Origin of the sequence: Streptomyces sp. TRM68367, from assembly GCF_014495685.1 — a bacterium.
Taxonomy (GTDB): domain Bacteria; phylum Actinomycetota; class Actinomycetes; order Streptomycetales; family Streptomycetaceae; genus Streptomyces.
Genome location: NZ_JACTVI010000136.1, coordinates 1 through 16,812 on the forward strand (window position 1 = coordinate 1; position 16,812 = coordinate 16,812).

A 16,812-nucleotide genomic window follows, 5' to 3' on the forward strand; every position below is an offset into this window, starting at 1 on the left:
GCCCGCCGCCCGGCCCCGCTCCGCCAGGGGCCCGCGCCGCGCATCATCCGGCTGGGCAGCCCGCGTCCCCGGCTGCGCCTGGTGAGCCTTGGGCTGACCCTGCTCCTGCTCGCCTTCGTCGTACGACTCCTCCAGGTGCAGGCCGTCGACGCGAGCACCTACGCCGCCAAGGCCGAGCAGAACCGGTACGTGGTGCACACCCTGGCCGCCGAGCGCGGCGAGATCACCGACCGCACCGGCGTGGCCCTGGCGACCAGCGAGGACGCGTACGACATCACGGCCGACCCGACCATGTTCACCCCCAAGCAGCTCAAGGTCGGCGACGGGCCGGAACAGGCGGCGGCCCTCCTCGCACCGATCCTCGGCCAGGAGCAGGACGCGCTCGTACAGAAGCTGCGGCCGAAGAACAAGGACCTGAGGTACGTCAAGCTCGCCGGCCGCCAGACCCCGCAGGTCTGGAACCAGATCAAGGACCTGAAGTCGGCGCTCGCCAAGAAGTCGGAGAACGACAAGAGCACGGTCAACGCCCTCGCCGGCGTCTTCGCCGAGCCCAGCAGCAAGCGCGTGTACCCGGGCGGCGACCTCGCCGCCGGGATACTGGGCTGGGTCAACGCCGACGGCAAGGGCGGCGGCGGCATCGAGCGGAAGCTGAACCCGCTGCTGGCCGGCAAGGAGGGCAAGATCCGCTACGCCCAGTCCGGCGGCCGCCAGGTGCCGACCGCGGGCTCCAACGAGACGCCCGCCGTGCCCGGCAGCGACGTCGAGCTGACCATCGACCGCGACATCCAGTGGGCCGCGCACAACGCCATCAGCGAGCAGGTGAAGAAGTCCAAGGCGGACAGCGGCTATGTGATCGTCCAGGACAGCCGGACCGGCGAGATCCTCGCCATGGCCAACTCGCCCGGCTTTGACCCCAACGACGTGTCCGACGCGAACCCGGCGGCGCTGCACAACGGGGCCGTCGAGGACGCCTACGAGCCCGGCTCCACCGCCAAGGTCATGTCGATGGCCGCCGTGCTGGAGGAGAACGTCGCCACCCCGATGACCCACGTCGTGGTGCCCAACCGGCTGCACCGCGGCGACCGGCTCTTCAAGGACGACGTCGACCACCCGACCTGGTACCTGACGCTCAACGGCGTGCTCGCCAAGTCCAGCAACATCGGCACCATCCTGGCCACCGGCGAACTCGGCAAGACCCAGGCGAAGGCCAACAAGGTCCTCTACGACTACCTGCGCAAGTTCGGTCTCGGCAGCTACACGGGGCTCGGCTTCCCCGGCGAGACGAGGGGCATCCTCGCGCCGCCCGACAAGTGGTCCACCTCGCAGCAGTACACGATTCCTTTCGGCCAGGGCGTGTCCCTCAACGCGATGCAGGCGGCGTCCGTCTACTCGACGATCGCCAACGGCGGCGTCCGTGTCGAACCGACGCTCGTGCGCGGCACCGAGGGTCCCGACGGGCGCTTCACACCCGCCCCGAAGCCCAAGAAGACGCGGGTCATCAGCGAGAAGACGGCGAAGACCCTCGCCCAGATGCTGGAGTCGGTGGTGGACGACGAGGAGGGCACCGGCACCAAGGCGCGCATCCCCGGCTACCGCGTGGCGGGCAAGACGGGTACGGCGAACCGCGTGGATCCGGCCACCGGCCGCTACCACGGCTACACGTCGTCGTTCGCCGGGTTCGCGCCCTCCGACAACCCGCGCGTCACCGTCTACTGCGCCATCCAGAACGCGACCAAGGGCAGCTACTTCGGCGGCCAGATCTGCGGACCCATCTACAAGCAGGTCATGGAGTTCGCCCTGAAGACCCTCCAGGTCCCGCCCACCGGAGCCAAGGCCGCCCGGCTGCCCGTCACCTTCCAGCCCTGATCAGCGGCAGCACGGGCAGTGCCGGCAGCACCACCATCAGCACCGAGCCACCAGGAACCGCCTCCGTGACAACGATCACCCCCGATCCCGGGAACCACAGCGTCCCCAGGCCCTCGCTTCGCTCCGAGGAGGGTGCGCCCGGTACGCTCACCGCCGTGCCACACGCCGATCAGTCCCAAATCACCCAGAAGGGTCATCCCGTGACATACCCGGGACCGCCCAGGCCGGCGCGGGTCTCCGCCACACCCCTGGCGGAACTCGCCGGTCAGCTGGGTGCCGAACAGCCGGAACGCGCCGCCGAGGTCACGGGCATCACCCACGACTCGCGCGCCGTGCGCCCCGGTGACCTGTACGCCGCCCTCCCGGGCGCCCGCCTGCACGGCGCCGACTTCGTCACCCAGGCCGTCGGCCTCGGCGCCGCCGCCGTGCTCACCGACCCGACGGGCGCCGAACGCGCCGCCGCCACCGGCCTGCCGGTGCTGGTCGTCGACGACCCGCGCGCGCGGATGGGCGAGCTGGCCGCCACGATCTACGGCTGCCCCGGCCGCGGCCTGCTCCAGATCGGCATCACCGGCACCTCCGGCAAGACCACCACCGCCTACCTCATCGAGGGCGGGCTGAGGACGGCGAAGTCGACCGGCCTGATCGGCACGGTGGAGATGCGCATCGGCGACGAGCGCATCAAGTCCGAGCGCACCACCCCCGAAGCCACCGACCTGCAGGCCCTGTTCGCCGTCATGCGCGAACGCGGCGTCGAGGCGGTCGCCATGGAGGTCTCCAGCCACGCCCTGGTGCTCGGCCGGGTCGACGGCTGCGTCTTCGACGTGGCCGTGTTCACCAACCTCAGCCCGGAACACATGGAGTTCCACTCCGGCATGGAGGACTACTTCCGGGCCAAGGCACAGCTGTTCACACCGAAACGCAGCAAACTCGGCGTGGTCAACCTCGACGACGAGTACGGCCGCCGGCTCGCCAAGGAGGCCATCGTCCCGGTCGTCACCTACTCCGCCGAGGGCCACCCCGACGCCGACTGGCGCGCCGGGGATGTCCACGTCGGCCCGCTGGACTCCACCTTCACGGTCATCGGCCCCAAGGACGAGCGGATCGCCGCGACCTCCCCGCTCGCGGGCCCCTTCAACGTGGCGAACACCCTCGCCGCCGTCGTCGCCCTCGCCGCCGCCGGCCTCGATCCGCAGGCCGCCGCCGACGGGGTGGCCGCCGTACCGGGCGTGCCGGGCCGCCTGGAGCGCGTGGACGCCGGGCAGCCCTATCTCGCGGTCGTCGACTACGCCCACAAGACCGACGCCGTCGAGTCGGTCCTCAAGGCCCTCCGCAAGGTCACCGAGGGCAGCCTGCACATCGTCCTCGGCTGCGGCGGCGACCGGGACCAGACCAAGCGCGAACCGATGGGCGCCGCCGCGGCCCGGCTCGCCGACACCGCCGTACTGACATCGGACAACCCCCGCTCCGAAGACCCCCTCGCGATCCTCGCAACCATGCTTCAGGGCGCGGCGTCCGTACCAGCACACGAGCGTGGCGAGGTCCAGGTCTTCGAGGACCGGGCCGCCGCGATCGCCGCCGCCGTCGCCCGTGCCCGGCCCGGCGACACCGTGCTCGTCGCGGGCAAGGGCCACGAGCAGGGCCAGGACATCGCCGGGGTGGTGCGTCCCTTCGACGACCGCCAGGTGCTTCGCGAAGCTATCCAGAAGACCCAGGGATGAACTTGTGATCGCCCTCTCTCTCGCCGAGATCGCAGCAGTCGTCGGCGGGCAGACGCACGACATACCGGATCCGTCCGTCCAGGTGACCGGACCGGTCGTCCGGGACTCCAGAGAGGTGGAGCCCGGCAGCCTCTTCGTCGCCTTCGTCGGCGAGCACGTCGACGGCCACGACTTCGCACCGGCGGTCGTCGGCCGGGGCGCCGTCGCCGTCCTGGCGTCCCGACCGGTCGGGACGCCCGCGATCGTCGTGGACGACGTGCAGGCCGCCCTCGGCGCCCTCGCCCGGCACGTCGTACGACGCCTCGGCGCCACCCTCGTCGCTCTCACCGGCTCGGCGGGCAAGACCAGCACCAAGGACCTCGTCGCGCAGGTGCTCCAGCGCAAGGCGCCGACGGTGTTCACGCCCGGCTCGTTCAACAACGAGATCGGACTGCCGCTGACCGCGCTCAGCGCCACCGAGGAGACCAGGTTCCTCGTCCTGGAGATGGGCGCGCGCGGCATCGGCCACATCCGCTACCTCACCGAGCTGACGCCGCCGAAGATCGGCCTGGTGCTCAACGTCGGCACCGCCCACATCGGCGAGTTCGGCGGCCGGGAGCAGATCGCGCAGGCCAAGGGCGAACTCGTGGAAGCGCTCCCTCCGGCGGAGGAGGGAGGCGCGGCGATCCTCAACGCGGACGACCCCTTGGTACGGGCCATGGCCTCCCGTACGAAGGCGAAGGTGATCCTCTTCGGAGAGTCCGGCGAAGCGGACGTACGCGCCGAGAACGTGCGACTCACGGACACCGGACAGCCCTCGTTCAGGCTTCACACACCCTCCGGTGCAAGTGATGTGACCATGCGCCTGTACGGTGAGCACCACGTGTCGAACGCGCTCGCCGCGGCCGCCGTCGCCCACGAGTTGGGCATGTCCGCAGACGAGATCGCCGTCGCGCTCTCCGAGGCGGGCTCCCTCTCCCGCTGGCGGATGGAGGTCACCGAGCGCCCGGACGGCGTGACGGTCGTCAACGACGCCTACAACGCGAACCCCGAGTCCATGCGGGCCGCTCTGCGCGCTCTGGCGGCCATGGGCGAAGCCGCACGGGCAGAAGGGGGGCGGACGTGGGCGGTGCTCGGCAAGATGGCCGAGCTCGGGGACGAGGCGCTCGCCGAGCACGACGCGGTCGGACGGCTCGCCGTCCGGCTCAACGTCAGCAAGCTCGTCGCGGTCGGCGGCAGGGAAGCCGCCTGGCTGCAACTGGGCGCATATAACGAGGGTTCGTGGGGTGAGGAGTCGGTGCACGTGTCCGACGCACAGGCGGCGGTCGACCTGTTGCGCAGCGAGTTGCGCCCGGGGGACGTCGTACTTGTGAAGGCGTCCCGTTCGGTCGGTCTGGAGGGCGTCGCCCAGGCGCTCCTGGAGACCGGTGCCGAGGGTGAGGTTGCCGCCCGATGATGAAGCAGATCCTGTTCGCAGGAGTCATTGGTCTCTTCCTGACGCTGGTCGGCACCCCGCTGCTGATCAAGCTCCTCGCCCGCAAGGGCTACGGCCAGTACATCCGCGACGACGGCCCGCGCGAGCACGCCAGCAAGCGCGGTACGCCGACGATGGGCGGCATCGCCTTCATCCTGGCGACGATCGCGGCGTACTTCCTGTCCAAGGTGATCACGAGCTGGACCACCGAAGACGTGGACGCCTCGCCCACCTTCTCCGGCCTGCTGGTGCTGGGCCTGATGACGGGCATGGGGCTGGTCGGCTTCCTCGACGACTACATCAAGATCGTCAAGCGGCGTTCGCTGGGCCTGCGGGCCAAGGCGAAGATGGCCGGCCAGCTGATCGTCGGTATCACCTTCGCGGTGCTCTCGCTGCAGTTCGCGGACAGCCAGGGCCAGACGCCGGCCTCCACGAAGCTGTCCTTCATCACGGACTTCGGCTGGACGATCGGTCCCGTGCTGTTCGTCGTCTGGGCGCTGTTCATGATCCTCGCGATGTCGAACGGCGTGAACCTCACCGACGGTCTCGACGGTCTGGCCACGGGCGCCTCCGTCCTCGTCTTCGGCGCCTACACCTTCATCGGGGTCTGGCAGTTCCAGGAGTCCTGCGCCAACGCGCGGACGTTGACCAACCCCGGCGCCTGCTACGAGGTGCGAGACCCCCTCGACCTCGCGGTGGTCGCCTCCGCACTGATGGGCGCCTGCCTCGGCTTCCTGTGGTGGAACACCTCACCGGCCAAGATTTTCATGGGCGACACCGGCTCGCTCGCGCTCGGCGGCGTCCTCGCGGGCCTGGCGATCTGCTCCCGCACCGAGCTGCTGCTCGCCATCCTCGGCGGCCTGTTCGTACTGATCACCATGTCGGTGGTCATCCAGGTCGGCTCCTTCCGCCTCACCGGTAAGCGCGTCTTCCGGATGGCGCCACTCCAGCACCACTTCGAACTCAAGGGCTGGTCCGAAGTCCTGGTGGTGGTCCGCTTCTGGATCATTCAGGGCATCTGTGTAATTGTCGGACTTGGCCTCTTCTATGCGGGATGGGCGGCGGACAAGTGACCAACTGGCAGGGAAAGCGTGTCACGGTTGCCGGGCTCGGCGTCTCCGGAATCCCGGCGGCCAAGGTGCTGCACGGCCTCGGCGCGCAGGTCACCGTCGTCAACGACGGCGACGACACGCGCGCGCGTGAGCAGGCCGCGGAGCTGGAGGCGCTCGGCATCACCGTGCGCCTGGGCGACGGCGCCACCCTGCCAGACGGCACCGAGCTGATCGTCACCGCACCCGGCTGGAAGCCCGACAAGCCGCTGTTCGCCGCCGCCGAGAAGGCCGGCGTCCCGGTCTGGGGCGACGTCGAACTCGCCTGGCGGCTCCGCGGACCGGACGCCGCACCCTGGCTCGCCGTCACCGGCACCAACGGCAAGACCACCACCGTCCAGATGCTCGCCACCATCCTGCAGGCGGCGGGCCTGCGCACTGCCGCCGTCGGCAACATCGGCGTCTCCCTCCTGGACGCGGTGCTCGGCGACGAGCAGTACGACGTCCTGGCCGTGGAGTTGTCCAGCTACCAGCTCCACTGGGCGCCCTCCCTGCGCGCCCACTCGGCCGCCGTGCTGAACCTCGCGCCCGACCACCTCGACTGGCACGGCTCCATGGAGGCGTACGCGCGCGACAAGGGCCGTGTCTACGAGGGCAACCGCGTCGCCTGCGTCTACAACGCGGCCGACAAGGCCACCGAGGACCTGGTGCGCGAGGCCGACGTCGAGGAGGGCTGCCGGGCCGTCGGCTTCACCCTCGGCACCCCGGCCCCCTCCCAACTCGGCGTCGTGGACGGCATCCTGGTCGACCGCGCCTTCGTCGAGGACCAGGAGAAGAACGCCCAGGAGCTCGCCGAGGTCTCCGACGTCAAGCCGCCGGCCCCCCACAACATCGCCAACGCCCTTGCCGCCGCGGCCCTCGCGCGCGCGTACGGCGTGCCCGCCCGGGCCGTACGGGACGGGCTGCGCGCCTTCACGCCGGACGCCCACCGCATCGCCCATATCGCCGACGTGGCCCAGGTCGCGTACGTCGACGACTCCAAGGCCACCAACACGCACGCGGCGGAAGCGTCCTTGGCGGCGTACGAGTCGATCGTGTGGATCGCGGGCGGGCTCGCCAAGGGCGCGACCTTCGACGAGCTGGTCGCCAAGTCGGCAAAGCGACTTCGCGGGGCCGTCCTCATCGGCGCCGATCGCGCCCTGATCCGCGAAGCCCTCGCGCGACACGCCCCGGAAGTACCTGTCGTCGACCTCGACCGGACCGACACTGGGGCGATGCTCCAGGCTGTCCAGGAGGCACAGCGGCTCGCACAGCCCGGCGACACGGTGCTGCTGGCCCCGGCCTGCGCCTCCATGGACATGTTCGCCAACTACAACAAGCGCGGTGACGCGTTCGCGGAGGCGGTCCGCGAACTCGGCGCGGGCGCCTGACGGCGGGTCTCGGCCACGGCGAGTGCCTCGGGACCCCTTGGAGGGACGCGTGACTCGGATGTGGCTGGGCTCTCGGCACAGCAGGGCGGTGAGCGCCGATGCCCGGTAGCCGTACCGGCCGGGCGCCCGCGCAGCGGGCCCTGCGCAGGCCCGCCGCACCCGGGCCCTCGCACGAGAACCCCCTCCTGCGCCTCTACACGCGCGCGCGCAGGGCCTGGGACCGGCCGCTCACCGCGTACTACCTGATCCTCGGCGGCAGCCTGCTGATCACCGTGCTCGGTCTGGTGATGGTGTACTCGGCCTCCCAGATCACGGCCCTGCAGATGTCCCTGCCGGGGTCGTACTTCTTCCGCAAGCAGCTGCTGGCCGCCGTGATCGGCGCCGGGCTGCTGTACGCGGCCTCCCGGATGCCGGTCAAGCTGCACCGGGCACTGGCCTACCCGATCCTCGCGGGCGCCGTCTTCCTCATGGCGCTGGTGCAGGTGCCGGGGATAGGGATGGCGGTCAACGGCAACCAGAACTGGATCTCCCTCGGCGGTTCCTTCCAGATCCAGCCCAGCGAGTTCGGCAAGCTCGCGCTCGTGCTGTGGGGCGCCGACCTGCTCGCCCGCAAGCAGGACAAGAAGCTGCTCACGCAGTGGAAGCACATGCTGGTCCCGCTCGTGCCCGCCGCCTTCATGCTGCTCGGCCTGATCATGCTCGGCGGCGACATGGGCACGGCGATCATCGTGACGGCCATCCTGTTCGGCCTGCTCTGGCTGGCGGGCGCGCCGACCCGGCTGTTCGCCGGTGTGCTGGCGGTCGCCGGCCTGCTCGGGGCGCTGCTCATCGCGTCCAACTCGAACCGTATGGCCCGCCTCGCCTGCATCGGCGCCACCGACCCCGGCCCGAACGACACCTGCTGGCAGGCCGTGCACGGGATCTACGCCCTCGCCTCCGGCGGACTCTTCGGCTCCGGTCTCGGTGCGAGTGTGGAGAAATGGGGTCAACTCCCCGAAGCCCACACCGACTTCATCTTCGCCGTCACCGGTGAGGAACTGGGCCTGGCGGGGACGCTGTCGGTGCTCGCCCTCTTCGCGGCTCTAGGCTATGCGGGTATCCGCGTGGCCGGACGCACGGAGGACCCCTTCGTGAGGTACGCCGCGGGAGGTGTGACCACCTGGATCACGGCCCAGGCCGTGATCAACATCGGTGCGGTGCTCGGCCTGCTGCCGATCGCCGGCGTCCCGCTCCCGCTGTTCTCCTACGGGGGATCCGCCCTGCTGCCGACCATGTTCGCCATCGGGCTGCTGATCGCCTTCGCGCGAGACGAGCCCGCTGCGCGGGCAGCGCTTGCGATGCGGCAACCCCGCTTTGGTAGAAAGCGGGCGGGAGCCCCAGGGCCTGTCCGAGGACGGACCGGAGCTCCTCGGAGATGGAACACGATGCGACGGCGTGCCTCGGCGGTGCGCTCGTCCGGAGAGCGGTGAATTTCGGTGCATGTCGTACTCGCCGGCGGAGGAACCGCGGGCCACATCGAGCCCGCGCTCGCCCTCGCGGACGCCCTGCGCAGGCAGGACCCGACCGTGGGGATCACGGCCCTGGGCACGGAGCGCGGTCTGGAGACTCGTCTCGTACCCGAGCGCGGGTACGAGCTTGCGCTCATCCCCGCCGTACCCCTGCCGCGCAAGCCCACCCCCGAGCTGATCACCGTCCCGGGCCGGCTGCGCGGCACCATCAAGGCGACCGAGCAGATCCTGGAGCGCACCAAGGCAGACGCCGTGGTCGGCTTCGGCGGCTATGTCGCGCTGCCCGGCTACCTCGCGGCCAAGCGGCTCGGCGTGCCGATCGTCGTCCACGAGGCCAACGCCCGCCCGGGCCTGGCGAACAAGATCGGTTCGCGGTACGCCGCCCAGGTCGCCGTCGCCACCCCGGACAGCAAGCTCCGCAACTCCCGCTACATCGGCATCCCGCTGCGCCACTCCATCGCCACCCTCGACCGGGCCGCGATGCGCCCCCAGGCCCGCGTCGCGTTCGGGCTCGACCCCAACCTGCCCACGCTGCTGGTCTCCGGCGGTTCGCAGGGCGCCCGCCGCCTCAACGAGGTCGTCCAGCAGGTGGCACCCTGGCTCCAGCAGGCCGGGATCCAGATCCTGCACGCGGTCGGCCCGAAGAACGAACTGCCGCAGGTGCAGCAGATGCCGGGAATGCCCCCGTACATCCCGGTAAGTTACCTGGATCGGATGGACCTCGCGTACGCCGCGGCCGACATGATGCTCTGCCGCGCGGGCGCGATGACCGTCGCCGAACTCTCCGCCGTCGGACTCCCGGCCGCCTACGTCCCGCTGCCCATCGGCAACGGCGAACAGCGGCTGAACGCTCAGCCGGTGGTCAAGGCCGGCGGCGGACTGCTGGTCGACGACGCGGAACTCACCCCCCAGTGGGTGCAGCAGAACGTCCTGCCCGTGCTCGCCGACCCGCACCGGCTGTACGAGATGTCCCGCGCCGCCGCCGAGTTCGGCCGCCGGGATGCCGACGACCTGCTCGTCGGCATGGTGTACGAGGCGATCGCCGCGCACCGTGCACCTCGTTAGCCCACCGCTGGAGAACGTGTGACGGAAGGCAGGGGAGCGTGGCCGGATCGACCACCGCCGAGTGCGGTGCACGCCAGCAGCAGCCGTCCGGCCCGCCGCCCCGCATGCGGCGCCTGAAACCGCCCCGCCTTCGTACGATCGTCATCCTGGCCGTCGCCCTGGTCGTCCTCGGCACCGGATCCGTCTGGCTGTTGTACGGCTCCGACTGGCTGCGCGTCGAGCGCGTGTCCGTCTCCGGGACCCGGGTCCTGACGCCAGCGCAGGTGCGCGAGGCGGCCGACGTACCGGTCGGCGAACCGCTCGCGTCCGTCGACACCGACGCGATCGAGGCGCGACTGCGCCGGAAACTGACCCGAATTGACACGGTCGGCGTGGAGCGCGACTGGCCCCACGGAATCGGGCTGAAACTGACCGAGCGGACGCCGGTACTGATTGTCCAAAAAGCCGGGAAGTTCGTGGAAGTGGATGACGAGGGCGTCCGTTTCGCCACGGTTTCCGAGGCCCCGAAACGCGTGCCGGTACTGAAATTGATGGTGTCTCAGCCAGGCTCGGCCGCGGCGAGCCTACGCCGCTTCGGCGAGGGCCGACTGGTGCGCGAGGCGGCGCGGGTCGCACGCAGCATCCCGGCCGCCGTCGCGCGCGCGACCCGGAGCGTCAAGGTCCGTTCTTACGACGACATCTCGCTGGAGCTGGGCGACGGACGCACTGTCGACTGGGGCAGTGGCGAGCAGGGCGCGGCGAAGGCCCGCGCGCTCACGGCCCTGCTGAAAGCGGCGCCGGACGCGCGGCACTTCGACGTCAGCGTTCCCACCGCGCCTGCGTCATCAGGGAATTGACGCACATCTGCGCAGGCCAGCACCCTGGTTGGGCAGCGCTACGGCTGATCACATAGGGTGAAAAGAAAAACGGGAGGTTCGGCGTGTTCGTTGAACGTGCGCCACTTGTCGACTTAGTGTCCTGTTCGGAAGAGTCAAGGAAACAGGCACACTGGTAACCCTAAACTTCAGCGTTAGGGTTCGGGTCGGCGATACGGACCGTCCCATTCGGCATCAGTCGTCGGGTCGCGAGGCGCAGCAGCGTCCTGGTGATTCGGCGACACGTAATTCGAGGCGAGAGGCCTTCGACGTGGCAGCACCGCAGAACTACCTCGCAGTCATCAAGGTCATCGGTGTCGGCGGCGGTGGTGTCAATGCCATCAACCGGATGATCGAGGTCGGTCTCAAGGGCGTCGAGTTCATCGCCATCAACACCGACGCGCAAGCTCTGTTGATGAGCGACGCCGACGTCAAGTTGGACGTCGGCCGCGAACTCACCCGCGGACTCGGCGCCGGAGCCAACCCGGCCGTGGGCCGCAAGGCCGCCGAGGACCACCGCGAGGAGATCGAGGAGGTCCTCAAGGGGGCCGACATGGTCTTCGTGACAGCCGGTGAAGGCGGCGGCACCGGCACCGGCGGCGCGCCCGTCGTGGCCAACATCGCGCGCTCGCTCGGCGCCCTCACCATCGGCGTGGTCACGCGCCCGTTCACCTTCGAGGGACGGCGCCGCGCGAACCAGGCCGAGGACGGCATCGCCGAACTCCGAGAAGAGGTCGACACCCTCATCGTCATCCCGAACGACCGGCTGCTGTCCATCTCGGACCGCCAGGTCTCCGTCCTCGACGCCTTCAAGTCGGCGGACCAGGTCCTGCTCTCCGGTGTCCAGGGCATCACCGACCTCATCACCACCCCCGGTCTCATCAACCTCGACTTCGCCGACGTGAAGTCGGTCATGTCCGAGGCCGGTTCAGCCCTCATGGGTATCGGCTCGGCCCGCGGCGACGACCGCGCGGTGGCCGCGGCCGAGATGGCGATCTCCTCGCCGCTGCTGGAAGCCTCCATCGACGGCGCCCGCGGTGTGCTGTTGTCCATCTCCGGCGGTTCCGACCTCGGCCTGTTCGAGATCAACGAGGCCGCCCAGCTGGTCAGCGAGGCCGCCCACCCCGAGGCCAACATCATCTTCGGCGCGGTGATCGACGACGCCCTCGGCGACGAGGTCCGCGTCACCGTGATCGCGGCCGGCTTCGACGGCGGCCAGCCCCCGTCCAAGCGGGACAACGTCCTCGGCTCGTCCTCGGCCCAGCGCGAGGAGCCGGCCCCGGTACGGCAGACCGAGAGCCGTCCGACCTTCGGCTCGCTCGGCAGTGTCACGCCCAAGGAGGAGCCGGAGCCCAAGCCGGAGCCGGTGCAGGACCTCCCGGTCGCCCCGCCGGTCCCGCCGTCGCGGTCCTACTCGGACAGCGCGGCCGAGGAACTGGACGTGCCGGACTTCCTGAAGTGATGCTTCTGACGTGATAGGACAGCGCGAGAACGTGAGCGGCGCGCACTTCGGCTTCACCGACCGGTGGGGCGGGGTGAGCGCCGCTCCGTATGAGGAGCTCAACCTCGGCGGCGCGGTCGGCGACGACCCCGGCGCCGTACGCACCAACCGGGAACTGGCCGCCAAGTCGCTGGGCCTCGACCCGGCGCAGGTGGTCTGGATGAACCAGGTGCACGGGGCCGACGTGGCCGTCGTCGACGAGCCCTGGGACCCGGCCGCTGCGATCCCGTCGGTCGACGCGATCGTCACCGCCCGGCGCGGGCTCGCCCTCGCCGTCCTGACCGCCGACTGCACACCCGTTCTGCTCGCCGATCCCGTCGCCGGGATCGCCGGCGCGGCCCACGCGGGCCGGCCCGGCATGATCGCCGGGGTCGTGCCGGCCGCGCTACGCGCGATGATGGACCTGGGCGCCGAGCCGTCCCGGATCGTCGCCCGCACCGGACCCGCCGTGTGCGGCCGGTGCTACGAGGTGCCGGATGCGATGCGCGCCGAGGTGGCCGCCGTGGAGCCGGCGGCGCACGCCGAGACGAGTTGGGGTACGCCGGCGGTCGACGTGACCGCCGGAGTGCACGCCCAGCTCCGGCGGCTCGGAGTGCGCGACCGGCGGCAGTCGCCGGTGTGCACCCTGGAGTCGGGCGATCACTTCTCGTACCGCCGCGACCGCACCACCGGGCGGCTCGCAGGCTATGTCTGGCTGGACTGATGGACATCACGGGTGTAATGCGCATGACGGATCGCAAGGACGAACTCGCCGAAAACCTGGCGAAGGTGGAGGAGCGCATCGCCGCCGCCTGCGCGGCCGCGGGGCGCCCGCGCGAGGAGGTGACGCTGATCGTCGTCACCAAGACCTATCCGGCGAGCGATGTGCGGATCCTGTCGGAACTCGGTGTTCGCCACCTCGCCGAGAACCGTGACCAGGACGCGGCACCCAAGGCCGCCGAATGTTCGGATCTGCCCCTGACATGGCATTTTGTTGGTCAACTCCAGACCAATAAAGTCCGATCCGTGGTCGGTTATGCGGATATCGTGCAGTCTGTCGATCGTCCCAAGCTCGTCACGGTTCTCTCGAAGGAGGCCGTGCGGGCCGGGCGGGAGCTGGGGTGCCTGATCCAGGTCGCGCTCGACGCGGGCGACGGCGCGCGGGGGGAGCGGGGCGGGGTGGCGCCCGGCGGAATCGAAGAGTTGGCCGACCTCGTCGCGCGGGCTCCCGGGTTGAGGCTCGACGGGCTCATGACCGTCGCTCCGCTCGCCGGGGAGTACGCGGGGCGCCAACAGGCGGCGTTCGAGCGGTTGATGGTTTTGTCGACTGGCCTGCGCCGAGCCCATCCTGCTGCAACCATGGTCTCGGCAGGGATGAGTGCGGACCTCGAGCAGGCCGTGGCCGCCGGAGCGACACATGTGCGCGTCGGCACCGCGGTACTCGGAGTCCGCCTCGGGCTCGGGTAACGTCGCCAGGAAGTCGGACCACAGCAGAAAATATGGTCATTGCCGTCGAAAGGCGGACGTAAGACCTCGTGGATCGCGGGCACTTGGCAGTCGTCAGCCGATCCACCACAGAGCGGAGGACTCAGAGAATGGCCGGCGCGATGCGCAAGATGGCGGTCTACCTCGGCCTCGTGGAGGACGATGGGTACGACGGCCGGGGATTCGATCCCGACGACGACTTCGAACCCGAACTGGACCCGGAGCCCGAACGGGACCACCGACGGCACGAGCCGTCCCATCAGCCGCACGGCTCACACCAGCCTCAAAGGGACGAAGAGGTACGAGTCGCACAGCCGCCCGCGCCCCGTGAACCGGTCGCCCGCTCCGCTTCGCTATCCGCGGAATCCGGACGACCGGCGCGCATCGCGCCCGTGGCATCCATCACACAAGAACGCGCAAGCCTGGAGAAGAACGCACCGGTGATCATGCCCAAGGTCGTGTCGGAACGAGAGCCTTACCGGATCACCACACTCCACCCTCGAACCTACAACGAGGCCCGTACCATCGGGGAACACTTCCGTGAAGGCACCCCGGTGATCATGAATCTGACTGAGATGGATGACACAGACGCCAAGCGACTTGTCGACTTTGCGGCCGGTTTGGTGTTTGGTCTTCACGGCAGCATCGAGCGGGTGACGCAGAAGGTGTTCCTGTTGTCGCCTGCTAACGTCGATGTCACGGCGGAGGACAAGGCCCGTATCGCAGAGGGCGGGTTCTTCAACCAGAGCTGAGACGCACGACCGGTAGAAGTACGACAGTAAGACAGTTGGTACGTAGGCAGGGGAGAGGGAAGCACAGATCATGAGCGTGGTCCTGGATGTCGTCTACATCGCGCTGATGTGCTTTCTCATCGTGCTGATCTTCCGGTTGGTCATGGACTACGTCTTCCAGTTCGCCCGCTCGTGGCAACCCGGCAAGGCGATGGTGGTCGTTCTGGAGGCCACCTACACTGTCACTGATCCACCGCTCAAGCTTCTGCGGCGGGTGATCCCGCCGCTGCGTCTCGGGGGCGTGGCGCTCGACCTGTCCTTCTTCGTACTGATGATCATCGTCTACATCCTGATCTCGATCGTGAGCCGGCTGTGAGCGATGTGACCTACCGTCTTGCCGAATGCCGACGACTACGTTGAGGTGAAGAGATGCCGTTGACCCCCGAGGACGTGCGGAACAAGCAGTTCACGACCGTCCGCCTCCGAGAAGGCTATGACGAGGACGAGGTCGATGCCTTCCTCGACGAGGTCGAAGCCGAACTGACCCGTCTGCTCCGGGAGAACGAGGACCTGCGCGCCAAGCTGGCCGCTGCCACGCGTGCTGCTGCCCAGAATCAGCAGAACATGCGCAAGCCTCCGGAGCAGCCGCAGGATCAGCAGCAGCAACAGCAGCAGGGGATGCCGCCGCAGCAGCAGGGCATGCGAGGTCCGGGTGGACCGGTGCCCGCCGGTATATCGGGCCCGCCGCAGCAGCAGATGGGCGGCCCCATGGGTGGTCCGCCCCAGCTGCCGAGCGGTGCTCCGCAGCTGCCCGCCGGCCCCGGCGGTCAGCAGGGTGGCCCGCAGGGCCCCGGCCCGATGGGCCAGGGTCCCGGGCCGATGGGCCAGCCCCCGATGCAGCAGCAGATGGGTGGCCCCATGGGCGGTCCGATGGGCGGCCCGGGCGGCCCGGGTGGCCCCGGCGGCCCCGGTCTGCCCGGTCAGGGCGGCCCCGGTGGCGACAGCGCCGCCCGTGTGCTGTCGCTCGCCCAGCAGACCGCCGACCAGGCGATCGCCGAGGCGCGCTCCGAGGCCAACAAGATCGTCGGCGAGGCGCGTTCGCGGGCCGAGGGTCTGGAGCGGGACGCCCGTGCCAAGGCCGACGCCCTGGAGCGGGACGCGCAGGAGAAGCACCGCGTCGCGATGGGCTCGCTGGAGTCCGCTCGCGCCACGCTGGAGCGCAAGGTCGAGGACCTGCGCGGCTTCGAGCGCGAGTACCGTACGCGGCTGAAGTCCTACCTGGAGAGCCAGCTCCGCCAGCTGGAGACCCAGGCCGACGACTCCCTCGCCCCGCCGCGCACGCCCGCGGCGGCGTCCCTCCCGCCGTCCCCGGCGCCTTCCATGGCTCCGGCCGGCGCGAGTGCCCCGTCGTACGGCGGCAACCAGTCGATGGGCGGCGGGTCCCCGGCTCCGTCCGCGCCGTCCTACGGCGGTCAGCAGCAGATGTCCCCGGCGATGACCCAGCCGATGGCTCCGGTCCGGCCGCAGGGGCCCTCGCCGATGGGGCAGGCTCCCTCCCCGATGCGCGGGTTCCTCATTGACGAGGACGACAACTGACGGGATGTAGTACGGCGTAGACGTCGGCAGCGTTCACAGGGCGGGGCCCCGGATCACTTGGATCCGGGGCCCCGCCCTTTCGTTCGAGCTTCCGCACGCAACGCCGAAGGCCTGCTACGCCGGTGAATTCTCCGGCGTTGGTCCGGGTGACCACTGGTTGATGTGGCCCGGGGGCGGGTCACGCGGCCCGGCGCTGACGACTTGCCGCCCGGACGCCGTGGGCGTCTGGGTTGCGGGTGGGTGGTGGGGTCGCGGTGCGTGTGTCACTTGGTGCCGGCGTGTGGTGCGCGCCTTTAGTGGGGGCAGCGCCACACGTGGCTTGCGGGTGTCCGTTGGCGCCTGGATGCCGGTGGGCGTCACGGGGCGTGTGCTGCCCTCAGCCTTGTGGGTGTGGCCTTGTGGGCGGCAAGCGGCTCGGGTGCCGTGGGCAGGCACGCCCGTGGCCGCTGTCGTTGACTGTGGAGGGGTGGTGCGTGGGTGGGTGGACTAGGCCCAATGCCGTGTAGTTAGGGCTTGCCGGGAAACAAGCCGTGGCTTCGGGCCTTGGTCCTCGTTGTTGTGGTATGGGGAGACC

14 protein-coding genes are annotated in these 16,812 nt (G+C 70.0%); all 14 read left to right on the top strand.

Features of this window, described 5'->3' with window-relative positions; translation table 11 throughout:
• The coding region (locus H8R17_RS41135) for a penicillin-binding protein 2 (protein ID WP_187828310.1) at positions 1-1,866 on the top strand (1,866 nt) is incomplete at its 5' end.
• Positions 1,867-2,066: 200 nt separating this feature from the next.
• Positions 2,067-3,587 carry a UDP-N-acetylmuramoyl-L-alanyl-D-glutamate--2,6-diaminopimelate ligase gene (locus tag H8R17_RS41140; protein WP_187828311.1) on the top strand — a complete coding sequence of 507 codons (1,521 nt, stop codon included), beginning with the start codon at positions 2,067-2,069 and terminating at the stop codon, positions 3,585-3,587.
• A 4-nt stretch (positions 3,588-3,591) separates the two neighbouring features.
• Complete coding sequence (gene murF / locus H8R17_RS41145) at positions 3,592-5,022, top strand: UDP-N-acetylmuramoyl-tripeptide--D-alanyl-D-alanine ligase (protein WP_187828312.1); 1,431 nt, start codon at positions 3,592-3,594, stop codon at positions 5,020-5,022.
• Positions 5,022-6,113, top strand: coding sequence for a phospho-N-acetylmuramoyl-pentapeptide-transferase (gene mraY / locus H8R17_RS41150; RefSeq protein ID WP_187828322.1), 1,092 nt, complete (start codon positions 5,022-5,024; stop codon positions 6,111-6,113). Before murF ends, mraY begins: the two co-directional genes overlap by 1 nt.
• On the top strand, positions 6,095-7,519 hold the full coding sequence (gene murD / locus H8R17_RS41155) for a UDP-N-acetylmuramoyl-L-alanine--D-glutamate ligase (protein ID WP_187828313.1): 1,425 nt from the start codon (positions 6,095-6,097) through the stop codon (positions 7,517-7,519). Before mraY ends, murD begins: the two co-directional genes overlap by 19 nt.
• Before the next feature lie 98 nt (positions 7,520-7,617).
• On the top strand, positions 7,618-8,988 hold the full coding sequence (gene ftsW, locus H8R17_RS41160) for a putative lipid II flippase FtsW (protein WP_187828314.1): 1,371 nt from the start codon (positions 7,618-7,620) through the stop codon (positions 8,986-8,988).
• Between the two features lie 6 nt (positions 8,989-8,994).
• Complete coding sequence (gene murG, locus H8R17_RS41165) at positions 8,995-10,092, top strand: undecaprenyldiphospho-muramoylpentapeptide beta-N-acetylglucosaminyltransferase (protein ID WP_187828315.1); 1,098 nt, start codon at positions 8,995-8,997, stop codon at positions 10,090-10,092.
• Between the two features lie 38 nt (positions 10,093-10,130).
• The gene (locus H8R17_RS41170) at positions 10,131-10,928 is read left to right on the top strand and encodes an FtsQ-type POTRA domain-containing protein (RefSeq protein ID WP_187828316.1); all 798 of its coding nucleotides are present in this window, start codon (positions 10,131-10,133) and stop codon (positions 10,926-10,928) included.
• Between the two features lie 289 nt (positions 10,929-11,217).
• Positions 11,218-12,408 carry a cell division protein FtsZ gene (gene ftsZ, locus H8R17_RS41175; RefSeq protein WP_187828317.1) on the top strand — a complete coding sequence of 397 codons (1,191 nt, stop codon included), beginning with the start codon at positions 11,218-11,220 and terminating at the stop codon, positions 12,406-12,408.
• Positions 12,409-12,418: 10 nt separating this feature from the next.
• The gene (pgeF, locus tag H8R17_RS41180) at positions 12,419-13,150 is read left to right on the top strand and encodes a peptidoglycan editing factor PgeF (RefSeq protein ID WP_187828318.1); all 732 of its coding nucleotides are present in this window, start codon (positions 12,419-12,421) and stop codon (positions 13,148-13,150) included.
• A gap of 23 nt (positions 13,151-13,173) precedes the next feature.
• Positions 13,174-13,893, top strand: coding sequence for a YggS family pyridoxal phosphate-dependent enzyme (locus tag H8R17_RS41185; protein ID WP_187828319.1), 720 nt, complete (start codon positions 13,174-13,176; stop codon positions 13,891-13,893).
• A gap of 128 nt (positions 13,894-14,021) precedes the next feature.
• On the top strand, positions 14,022-14,663 hold the full coding sequence (gene sepF, locus H8R17_RS41190; protein ID WP_187828320.1) for a cell division protein SepF: 642 nt from the start codon (positions 14,022-14,024) through the stop codon (positions 14,661-14,663).
• Positions 14,664-14,733: 70 nt separating this feature from the next.
• Positions 14,734-15,018, top strand: coding sequence for a YggT family protein (locus H8R17_RS41195; protein WP_030248691.1), 285 nt, complete (start codon positions 14,734-14,736; stop codon positions 15,016-15,018).
• Between the two features lie 53 nt (positions 15,019-15,071).
• Positions 15,072-16,238 carry a DivIVA domain-containing protein gene (locus tag H8R17_RS41200; protein WP_187828321.1) on the top strand — a complete coding sequence of 389 codons (1,167 nt, stop codon included), beginning with the start codon at positions 15,072-15,074 and terminating at the stop codon, positions 16,236-16,238.
• Positions 16,239-16,812: the final 574 nt, after the last annotated feature.